Below are 10,531 nucleotides of genomic sequence, written 5' to 3' on the forward strand. Positions count from 1 at the left end.
ACCGGTGATGAGTACAGCCCAGGCTATTGCAGGTTTGGCACCAGGTGGAAAAGATAAGATTTGATAGAGATATCAATCGAAAGCTCTTTTCTGTTTATCCAAATCTTTATGAAGGCTTCCTGTACAATGTCTTGAGACAAGGTATCCGACTTGGTGAGTTTAAACACAAAACTATAAAGAAGTGCCGAATACTTATTATAAAGTTGTGTATAAGCTTTCTCTGAATTAGCCTGTAATTCACTGATTAAATCCTTAATGTCAAAATCATCTGTAGTATCCATATTAACAGAGAAATTTCAGTTCTACTGCAAAAAAAAGGAAAAGCATGTTTGAGATTTCCTCAAGACCATACTTGACCAATGACTTAGCCTTTCGTCTATGCTTCAGTATTTTTTATCGGTTTAACGTATATGTCTTTATGTTCATCAACGGGATACGCCCATATAAGAGCAGTGCAGACCATCGCAAACAGACGCGCGATGCGCTCTCTGTCGCGCAGGTGAGTGCCTTCGATGTGAAATGCTTTATGAGAAGCACATTATTATACATAATAAGTATATTCGGATAGGTGTCAATGGTTTGCCTACCCGAACATTACGTTGATTATTTATCATAAATACGCCAGTTGGCGGAATTAAATGAATAAAGAATCATGCATGAAAGGTTTTACATATTAATTGATATTTAGTAAATTAAAGGTGAAAAAGCTTTTAATTAACAAATATTGTATGCAAAACCTTTTTGCAATATTCGCAAAAATCCTGATTATATGCAAGCAAGAAGCTTGCAATTTAGTCAATAAATAAGGAATTGTGTCAAGATGAAGAGGAGTAGTTCCCAAATTTACAGACCTTGAAGTATTGGCTTTGCACATCGCTATCGCAAGGATAAATGCCTGTCCTTGATAAGACAAGCTCAAACCACCAACAAATCCGTCACGGCGGGCAAGCTTGTAACGGATGCACAAACAGCAAAGCCGAAGTTCCTCTGCGAGAGAGTGAGCTTCGGCTTTTATGAAGAAAAACAGAGAGTTACTTTTGTAAGGTGTGGTTAAATCTTTGTGAAGCGATGTCAGCATGGTTAACAACCCATACAGGTTTCAGGTGTTTACTGAATTTCCCCGGTAAAAGTGGTTACACTTTGCGGCAAAAATTCCAAAGTACTTCCTGTAATTGTACCTTCCGACCATTGTTTGTCGGCTGTGGTAATATAATTTCTCAGCGAACCTTTTACAACTTTACCATTTTCAAGCAGAAGTTGAGACGTTAGCTGCCTGTCGGTGGGATTGACCACAACGATGGTGAATTGGTTGCCATAACGGAAGGACGAAACTTTTACTTCTTCAGGAAGTCCGTTCGGCTGGTTGCCCATACCTCGGCTTCCACGTGGAATGTAACGCGTATAGTTCCCAAACGTGTCGTATCGTTTGGTTTTGATGAAGCTGCCCTCTTGCTGATTCAAGACGATCAGACTTTCATTGGTCTTGGTGGGTTGTGCTCCCAACCACCAGATAATGGCACTGACTTGTGCCTCCATCAGATACTCATGGAAAGCAGTAGCCCAGCGCAGCCCATCCTCCATGGAAACATCCAGCGGGGTGATGTCGCTTATTTCGGTAACCCACATCGGAATATTCCGTTTTACAGCCTCTTCAAAGGGAACGATGGGAGTGCGTCTCAATTCTGCCGGAAGCGGAATCGTATCGGGCAATACATAACCATGTCCGGCTGCAATGATATTATTTTCGGGCATATCAGCATGAGTCTGCAGCACGTTGTTGACAAAGTCGGCCGATGAAATCATTTTAAGCCGGTCGAATACAGTTGACCAGGCCGGATTTTCACCGAACAGTACCTTGACTTCCGGGTTCCTTTTTTGCAGGGTAGGTAGCAAGTTGTGCTGGATAAAGTCGCCCATCTCTTGAGGAGTCCATAAACAGGAATTCCAAGGAGCCGCATATCCCGGCTCATTGGAGGGTGAAACTGCATAGATGGGAATTCCGGCTTTGTTATACGCTTCACAGAAATCGGCTAAGTAGTCTGCATAATGCTGATAATGTTCACTTTTCAGCTTTCCTTGAGATGCCGGATACAATTCGGTAGCCCGATTCCCTTCTTTCATCCATGCGGGAGGACTCCACGTAGAGAAGGTGAACCGTACTTCGGGATACTTCTGCTGCACATGCGAGGTGAGCCAAAATTGTCCCCGGCGCAGTAAATCATTCCGCTCTATTTTTTCAGGGTGCTGAGCCACGTGCAGACTGGTGTCGGAAGCAGTGGCAAAGTCTGCCTGAAGTTCACCGGTGGCATAGTGAGGAAAAATCTCTCCCCTGAGAATGTTGACATTTAATCCCTCAGACGAGAAAAGTGCATCAAGTACTTGTTCCCGTTGCGGGAAAATGAACACATCGTCTGCCCAATCTGCTTCGCCCACACCAAATCCGTCGATTGTTTGGCGCAAGTCGTTACACCGGAGGGTGATGGAACCGGTGGGTTGTGCAGGGAGCGGAAGTGCTCCCTGCAGCATACCACATGCCAGTATTAATTTTGCATATCGCTGAAATTTCATACGCATTGTTTTTTATTGAACCGAGCCGACATAGGTTACCACGCTCATAGCGGGAACGGTAATCGGATACATGTTCGATTCATCTTTAGTTATTGTACTTTCTTTCCAGTTCTGTTCGGCATCTGTGGTGTATGCCTTTAACTCCCCGATTGGTCTGCCGCCTTTCACCTGGAGGGTAGTTGTGATCGGTTCTTTCGATTTGTTTACTGCCACCATGACATATTCCCGATTATTCTTGAATGCAGTCAGTAACAACTTTCCGGTAGTAGAGATAGGCTTGTCGGTACGGATTTGCTTGCTGCCTACTTTCACGTAGCGCGTGTAATTGCCATACGTATAAAACCGTTTTGGAATCTGGAAGTTGCCTTGTTCCAGTTTGATGAGGCTTTCATTCGTATCGGTATATCTGGCTCCTGTCCACCAGCATACAGCATTGACATGTGCATTGGCGAGGTATTTATGGAAGACCTCTGCCCAGTGGATGGCGTTGTCCATAGAACCGTCATAATTGTCGAGCGCAGAGCTGATTTCTGTCAGCCATACTTTCAGACCTTGGTCAACAGCCTTGTCATAAGGTACGATAGGAAATTCATACGGAATGCGTGGAATGTTATATCCGTGACCTGCTGCAATATCTGCATATTTAATAACATCAGGATTAGCCTCCATTACGTTTTCGGCATACTTCTTGGCTGAAACCACATTGAATGCTCCGAGTGCCAGTGTAGACCATTGAGCCAGTTCTCCGAAGATGATTTGCGGGTTCACTGACTGCTTTTCGAATGTCGGCCCCATGTAGTTGGCAATAAAGTCGGCGAGCTGTTCGGGCGACCATTTACATGAGTTCCAGTTAGCCTCGTAGTTTGGTTCATTGACCGGTGATATGGCATAAATATCCATTCCGGCTTCTTTGTAGGCTTGTACGAACTGAACCAGGTAATCGGCAAACATCTGGTAATATTCTTTTTTCAGCGAACCATGTGAAGCAAAGTTATCTTCAGTGATGTAGCCGTCTTGTTTCATCCATGCGGGAGGACTCCAGGTGCTGAAGAACAGCTTATCTACATGATATAATTGTTTGGCTTGTTGAGTAACCCATAATTGTCCTCTTCTTTTCAGTTCGTTGGTTTCAGCTTGCTGGAAATAAGGGTCACCAAGCGGCATGTCCGTTCTTACATCCGTATCAAAAGAAGTGTCACCTTCCTTCATCCAGTAATGCGGGAAAATTTCTCCGCGGAGCATACTTATATTCAACCCATCTTTGCCGAAAAGCAAATCCATGACTTCTTTTCTTTTGGGATGAGTGAAAATATCGGCGGCACAGTCGGCTTCAGCTATACCGAAGCCGTCTAATTCCTGTCCCTCTTCATTCCATTCTATCACCACATTTTTTGTGAACAAACCGCGTGTTTCGGCAGTTGGTTCATCTTGGGTCATAACCTCGGGCTCATCTGTTTGCGAGCAGGAGAAAAGCAGACCCAAAAGGGCTGTCAGATAAAAAGCCTTTTTCATAATGTTGTTTTTTAAAGGTTATAGTTCACTGTTTAAGTGTTGTCTTTGGATTACTTGGCTACGTCCCACCAGATACGGGTGTTCAAGTTGTCGGCTCCCTGTTGCTGGACAGCCTGCTCAACGTTTGCTTTGTTGATGGTATATTCATCAATGGCATACGGCAAGCGTCGGGGTATCTGTCCGTTGCTTTCATTGCCTGCATAATGGGTAGGAGTCAGTTTAGGATAGCCGCAGCGACGCCAGTTGGCATAACTTTCATACCCGTTCATGAAGGTAGTAACCCAGTATTCATTACCCAGTACCTCCAGCTTTTCTTCTTGCGAAGCAGCATTTGCGAAAAGGTTTTGTGCCAGATAGTCGTCTACTTGCTGTTCAGAGATGCTTACACCGTAAGCCTCTTTCTGCTCCTGCATAGAAAGGCGGATGGCTTCTTTATAGAGAGCTTCCGGGTCGCCTGCTACCCAGTTGCGCAGAGCAGCTTCAGCCTGAAGCAACTTACTCTCACTCGGCATAAGCAGCAGGGTAGGTGCATCTTCGCGCAAGATTACGTTTGTATTGAAGTTTGAGTAATCTTCAAGTTTGCCGGTATAGTCGGAATTGGTACTGATGGTATTTTTATCATAACCGTTAGGAAGACCTTTCTGGACACTTGGGTCAGCATTGCCGTCTTTCAGCGAGCAGAATACAGCGATACGAGGGTCTTTGGTAGCTTGCAGATGATTCATAAAAGTCTGGCTTATTTTCACCTTACCCTGTCCGATGTAGTCGTCTTTCTGGAAGCGTAAAGCCACCGGATTCTTGTCTTCATCACGTCCGCCGGCAATGTGTTTCACCCGGCACATATCTTTCGCTTCACTCATGATGCCTCCCTCAATGGCAGCTTTAGCAGTGGCTTTTGCCAAATCCGGATTCACCTTGCTCAGGCGCATTCCGAGGCGGAGTAGCAGGGAGTTGCCGAACTTTTTCCACTGGTCGATGTCGCCGTTATAGAATAAGTCGCCTTCAATAGCAGGCTTATCGGCATTGAGCAGGCTGATACCTTCTTTTACCTGATCTATCAAATCGGCGTAGATAGATTCCTGTGTATCGTATTTCGGTTTGTAGATATTCTGACGGAATCCGTATCCAGCTTCAGTATAGGGTACATTTCCGTACAAGTCGGTCATCCGTTGAAAGAGGAAGGCTCCCCAAATCTTGGCTACTGCCTGCATGTTCTGGTATTCAGGTTTCTGTGCAGCCTGGTATTCCATTTCACGCCAGTTCTTGATGGCTGTACTGTAAAAATCAAGAAAATATGAAGTTGAGGGAGCCTGCATCATATAATACTTGTCGCCCACACCTGCTTCGGTACTTTCCAACGAAGCGGTTTGCTGAACCATCATCATGCAGCAGCCAATTTGCATATTTTTGGTATGGCCGTCTACGCTTGTATTCAGCTGGGTATAGGTTAACAGCGGACCAGGAGTAATGACCGTACTTTCATTGGGGTTCAAGTTTTTTTCTTCAAAATCGCAGGCTGTCAGGCACATGCCTGCAGCACAAAACAATGTTGCTTTTAAATATCTTGTTAACATAGCTGTCCGTTTTTAAAATTTCACATTCAAGTTAAAACCAATGCTGCGAGTAGCCGGCATTCCGTATGACTCAAATCCCTGACCATTGCCAATGTTCAGCATGGCTTCCGGGTCAACCAAAGGAACATCGTCATAAATGTTCCAGAGGTTACGTCCTACGATGGCTAAAGAAAGAGCAGACATACCCAGTTTCTTAATCCATTTCTGCGGGAAGGAATAGCCGAATGAAAGTTCTCGAAGTTTCACAAAAGAAGCATCGTAAACAAACTCCTCAGTGATTCCTGCCATAGCCATGTAATACTTCATGGCGTCAGCTTTTACATCATTCGGTGTTACTCCGTCGGCTTTGACGCCTTGTCCCAGTACACCGCCTTCACGTCCGGGTAAAGTGCCTGCATGGCGACCGAAGCTGTACATGTGTGCATTAGTCATGGAATAGATGTCACCGCCGATTTTTGCATCAATCAAGAAGCTTAATGTGAAGCCTTTATAATTAAAGCTGTTGCTGAAACCTAAGGTATAAGGAGCTACCGATTCACCCAGTTTCTTGATACCACCCTTCATGGGAAGACCATTGTCGTCGAACATGATTTCACCTTTATCGTTCCGCTTGTAAGATTCTCCTTTAATGATACCGTAAGGTTCGCCTACTTCGTGATAGATGAAAGCCGGACCACAGTTGTCGCCGTCATGACCGGTACGGGCTGTTTCCAGGATGAACTCATTGATATCGTCGGTAATTCGTTTTACTTCACTCTTGTTATAAGAGAAGTTCAATGAACTGTTCCAAGTAAAATCCTTTGTTTTGACCGGAACGGCAGTCAGCAAGAGTTCCACACCATGATTATGCACTTTACCTGCATTGATGCGAACGCCTTTATAACCAGAAGCAGAAGAAACTCCGGCATCTACGATATCGTCCTTGGTGTTACGTACGTAATAAGTAAAATCAATACCGATGCGGTTATTGAGGAAGCGGGCATCCAAACCGATTTCATAAGCATTCGAGGTCAACGGTTTCAAGTCAAGGTTCGGTACGATGGATTGTCCGATATAGCCGATAGGATGACCGAACATTTTCTGATTGAATGCGTAAGTCAACCCCAAGTTATAAGGACCTACGGCACCACCTGACTGTGCCCATGAACCACGAATTTTCAAGTAAGGAATCCATTCGGGCATTTTTACAGCTTCGCTGATGATGAATCCGGCACCTACTGAAGGATAGAAAATATGATTGGAGCTGTTTTTACCTTTATATGATAAGGCAGAGAACCAGTCATTTCTTCCGGTCAGAGTCAAGTAAACCATGCTTCGGTAAGAAAGTTCCAGCTGCCCAAAAATAGAGTTGATATAGCTTTCCGATTTAGAGGTACTTCCGCTTGTTACGGTATTGCTTCCCATGGCTTCGAAACCGGGCTGTATGAATCCTTGTCCGGTAGCAGTGGTCTGGTTATACCAGGCTCCCATGGTGTTCCATCCCAGAAAAGCGTCTATGCTGAACAAGTTGTTGCGGAAGGAGTTGGTATATCCTAAAATAGCTTCGGCATTGAACTCGCCGTTGTAGATCGAACTGCTGGTGATTGATCCATCGTTATCGACCGCTGTACCATAAGGAACAATGCTTTCACTGCGGCGGTTAATCATATCACCTCCGAATTTACCGCGCAGATACCAGTTCGGAGTGAAGTTATATTGTGCTTCGATAGAACCGATTACACGGTCTTTGCTGTCTTTGTTGCTGTGGTTATAAGCAATGAAGTAGGGGTTGCCGATATAAGTCTGACCTGTGGGCAGAAACTCCATACCCTTGTAGTCCACTCTCTTTTCCAGCAGGCGTACATCGGTGTTGGGTGAAAGCATAAATAAAGTAGCATTGGCATTCGAGGTCAAGTCACCTAATCCCGGACGGTTTTTGGCGCGTTCGCGTACATACATCACGTTTGCTTTGATGGTGAGATGTTCGTCAAGTTTAGATTGTACGTTTAAGGTGATGTTGTTACGTTCCAGTTTCGAGTTAGGCATGATGTCGTGGAAGCGTTGATCGCCGGCAGCCATACGGAACTGTACTTTTTCAGTACCACCCGATACAGCCAGGTTGTTGGTCAGCGCCCAGGCATTCTGGTAGAAGTTCTTGAAGTTGTCTCTGCCGGAAGCGATATACGGGCGGCGTACGCCATCAAACTGCATTATGTCTTTGCCGTCTAACTTACTTCCAAATGACAACATATTGATTTGTGAAGCCAAACTCGGGGCAATTTTTTCTATCAATACCGGGAGCATGGATTCTGGGTAGCCTTGTTGCTGTATCTGCTGCATAGCTACACCATAAGCCATCTGTTCGGCATTGGCACCGTTCGAGCCGGCTCCATATTCCCATTGCAGGTCATCGTTTTTGAACATGATTTGTTCGTTGGTATAAGAAAGGTTATACTCCACTTTCACTTTGCCTACCGAACCGCGTTTGGTTGTGATGACAATGGCACCGTTCGAAGCGCGAGAACCATACAGAGCAGCAGCTGTTCCACCTTTCAATACAGACATGCTTTCAATATCTTCACTGTTGATTGATGAGATACCGTCACCGCCATCAGTACCACCCCACATGCCAGTCTGTCCGTAGTTGGTGTTATCCATTGGAATACCATCGATGATGTATAAAGGTTGGTTTGAACCATTCAGTGAGCCGTTACCGCGGATGATGATTCGGCTGGAACCCATTACCCCTGAAGCCGGTTTTGATACATTGACACCTGCCACTTTACCTGCCAGACCTGTTGCGAGGTTGGCTACTTTCACGCGGTTCATGTCTTCACCTTTTACTTCGGTTACGGAGTAAGCCAATGCTTTCTTCTCTTTGCGGATACCTAAGGCGGTTACCACAACTTCATCCATTGCTACATCGTCTTCTTTCATGGTGATGTTCAGAGGTTTGCGCCCGGCTTTCACTTGTACCGATTCATATCCAATGTATGAAATGGTCAAGACCTGCCCTTCTTCTGCCTGAAGGCTGAAGTTTCCGTCCATATCGGTAATGGTACCGGTAGCAGTTCCCTTCACTTGGATGCTGGCTCCAATAATGGCCTCTCCACTGCTGGCAGAAACCTTTCCTTTTACAGATATGGGTTCTTTTTTCGTTTCTGTTTGTTTTTGCTTTGTTTTACTGCTGACCAATACCGTATTCCCCTTACGCTCAAAGCGCAGTTGAGTCTGCTGGCTAATGGCATTAAGTGCTTCGCTCAGAGGTGCTTTTGAAAGATTTAAGCTAACCGGAGGCTCCTGGCGAATCGTTTCATGGTCATAGAAAAACTTTATTCCGATTTGTTTAGTTATTTGTGTAAAAACTTGTTCTACATTCTGGTCTTTCACTTGTAAGGTTAAACTGCTTTCATTTTGTGCATAGGTCTGTAGAGAAATAACAGATAAGCATACGAATAGTAAAAAAGCAGCAAAAGGAGAGTAGTGTGTGCCTTCCTTTTTTAGAATAGAATTCATATTCATAAGGCTGTGATTTAATGGTAAGATTTAGGTTGTAAAAGCAGCGGATACGCTGTCAACTCATCGGCTGGAGGCCGTGGCAGTGTATCGGATGAGATAAAAGCTTTCCTGAGTTAAACTTTTACTTCTCTTGGTAATTAGGGAGATGATTTCATAGGCATTCAGGCAATAAAGGTTGATATTTATTTATAAAATGTAATTTGATTTCCATCCTTTTCGTAGTTGATACCGCAGATGTAGTGTAGTGACTCCAGAACCGACTCTAAGCTTTGGTTATCATGCTCGCCAGAGATGAGATTCTCAAAAACTTCTCCTTGGCGGAAAGATATTTTGCAATGGTATCTTCGTTCGAGTTCTTTTGCCACATCGGTCAGTGGGGTTTGATAAAAATGCAAAGCCCCATTGCGCCATGCTGCTACTTTATTCTCACTTCTTTTTAACTTGCTGTATTCACCCGACTGCTTGTTCAGGTAGATTTGTTCTTGTTTTTTCAGCCGGATTCGGTCTTCGGGCAAAGTTACTTGTACTTTTCCGTTTTCCACTTCTACCGATTGAATCTGGTCATGAGCATATGATTTCACATTAAACTCTGTGCCTAATACTTCTACTTGAAAATCAGAGGTCTGAATTAGAAAAGGCTGCTCAGGATTTGATTGGACCTTGAAGTAGGCTTCTCCAACGAGTTGTACTTCTCTTTTATCTCCGATAAACTGGGAAGGGTATTCTAATTTTGAGCAGGCATTTAATATGATTTGGCTGCCATCGGGGAGGGTCAATTCTTTCTTCTCCCCGAAGCCGGTTGTTGCTTGAGCTACTGTGATGTGTTGGATATCCCATTGTTGTTTCATAGTAATGGCTCCCCAAATCACAAGAATAGATGCAGCGATACCCGTAGCCATTAGAGTATCCGCTTGGTGAATGAGCGTTTTTGAGACTGCATACTCTCAAGCAGGTGCTGAGCTTCTTTCTTATACTGCTCTTTGATTTGGTCTGAAGGTTCGGGCAATGATAAGGCTTCCTCCCAAACTTCATCTGCCAAGTCGTCCAGAATGCCCTCTTTATCGGCACGCAGTAGGCTTTCAGCCATTTCTTTTGCTTCATGACTGTTATAGGCTCCGTTCAGGTATCGGCGTATTTGCTGTTTATCTTGATTTTTTTCCATCTTCTTATCTGGTTTGCGATTTTATAATAAATACACCGCTGTAAAGAAGATGGGGGGATGGATTAACCTTTTTTAAATATAATGAATAAAAGGATGGTGAGCAAGTTGGAATTGACTTTACCATATTTGATGAGGTAGTGTCGGATGGTGTATAAACATGAAGTAATATGCTCATGAACTGTATTGACTGAGATTCCTAACTTTTCAGCTATTTCTG

The 10,531-nt window shown here is 44.3% G+C and carries 7 protein-coding genes and 2 pseudogenes; 1 reads left to right on the forward strand and 8 read right to left on the reverse strand.

The window, feature by feature from the left end:
* Positions 1–23: 23 nt before the first annotated feature.
* Positions 24–281: an RNA polymerase sigma factor gene (locus WKT20_RS16660; RefSeq protein ID WP_304266634.1), complete on the reverse strand. Its 258-nt coding sequence runs from the start codon at positions 279–281 to the stop codon at positions 24–26.
* Position 282: 1 nt separating this feature from the next.
* Positions 283–520 (reverse strand): annotated as a pseudogene (locus WKT20_RS16665) (hypothetical protein); the annotation flags it as partial.
* Positions 521–677: 157 nt separating this feature from the next.
* Here WKT20_RS16665 and WKT20_RS16670 point away from each other — a divergent pair.
* Positions 678–821 (forward strand): annotated as a pseudogene (locus WKT20_RS16670) (IS982 family transposase); the annotation flags it as partial.
* Between the two features lie 286 nt (positions 822–1,107).
* Here the strand turns inward: WKT20_RS16670 and WKT20_RS16675 are convergent.
* From WKT20_RS16675 to WKT20_RS16700, 6 genes are all read right to left on the reverse strand, one after another.
* Entirely contained in the window at positions 1,108–2,568 is a 1,461-nt protein-coding gene (locus WKT20_RS16675) for a glycoside hydrolase (RefSeq protein WP_182424022.1), read from the reverse strand.
* Positions 2,569–2,580: 12 nt separating this feature from the next.
* On the reverse strand, positions 2,581–4,080 hold the full coding sequence (locus tag WKT20_RS16680) for a glycoside hydrolase family 30 protein (RefSeq protein WP_118244633.1): 1,500 nt from the start codon (positions 4,078–4,080) through the stop codon (positions 2,581–2,583).
* Positions 4,081–4,130: 50 nt separating this feature from the next.
* Complete coding sequence (locus WKT20_RS16685) at positions 4,131–5,654, reverse strand: SusD/RagB family nutrient-binding outer membrane lipoprotein (RefSeq protein WP_118244631.1); 1,524 nt, start codon at positions 5,652–5,654, stop codon at positions 4,131–4,133.
* Positions 5,655–5,666: 12 nt separating this feature from the next.
* The gene (locus WKT20_RS16690; RefSeq protein WP_340417758.1) at positions 5,667–9,155 is read right to left on the reverse strand and encodes a SusC/RagA family TonB-linked outer membrane protein; all 3,489 of its coding nucleotides are present in this window, start codon (positions 9,153–9,155) and stop codon (positions 5,667–5,669) included.
* 179 nt (positions 9,156–9,334) lie between these two features.
* Positions 9,335–10,051, reverse strand: a complete 717-nt coding sequence (locus WKT20_RS16695; protein WP_340417759.1) for a FecR family protein — start codon at positions 10,049–10,051, stop codon at positions 9,335–9,337.
* Positions 10,051–10,314, reverse strand: a complete 264-nt coding sequence (locus WKT20_RS16700) for a hypothetical protein (protein ID WP_340417760.1) — start codon at positions 10,312–10,314, stop codon at positions 10,051–10,053. Before WKT20_RS16700 ends, WKT20_RS16695 begins: the two co-directional genes overlap by 1 nt.
* Positions 10,315–10,531 lie beyond the last annotated feature (217 nt).

The organism is Phocaeicola sp. ICN-14070 (genome assembly GCF_037892625.1).
Classification (GTDB): domain Bacteria; phylum Bacteroidota; class Bacteroidia; order Bacteroidales; family Bacteroidaceae; genus Phocaeicola; species Phocaeicola plebeius.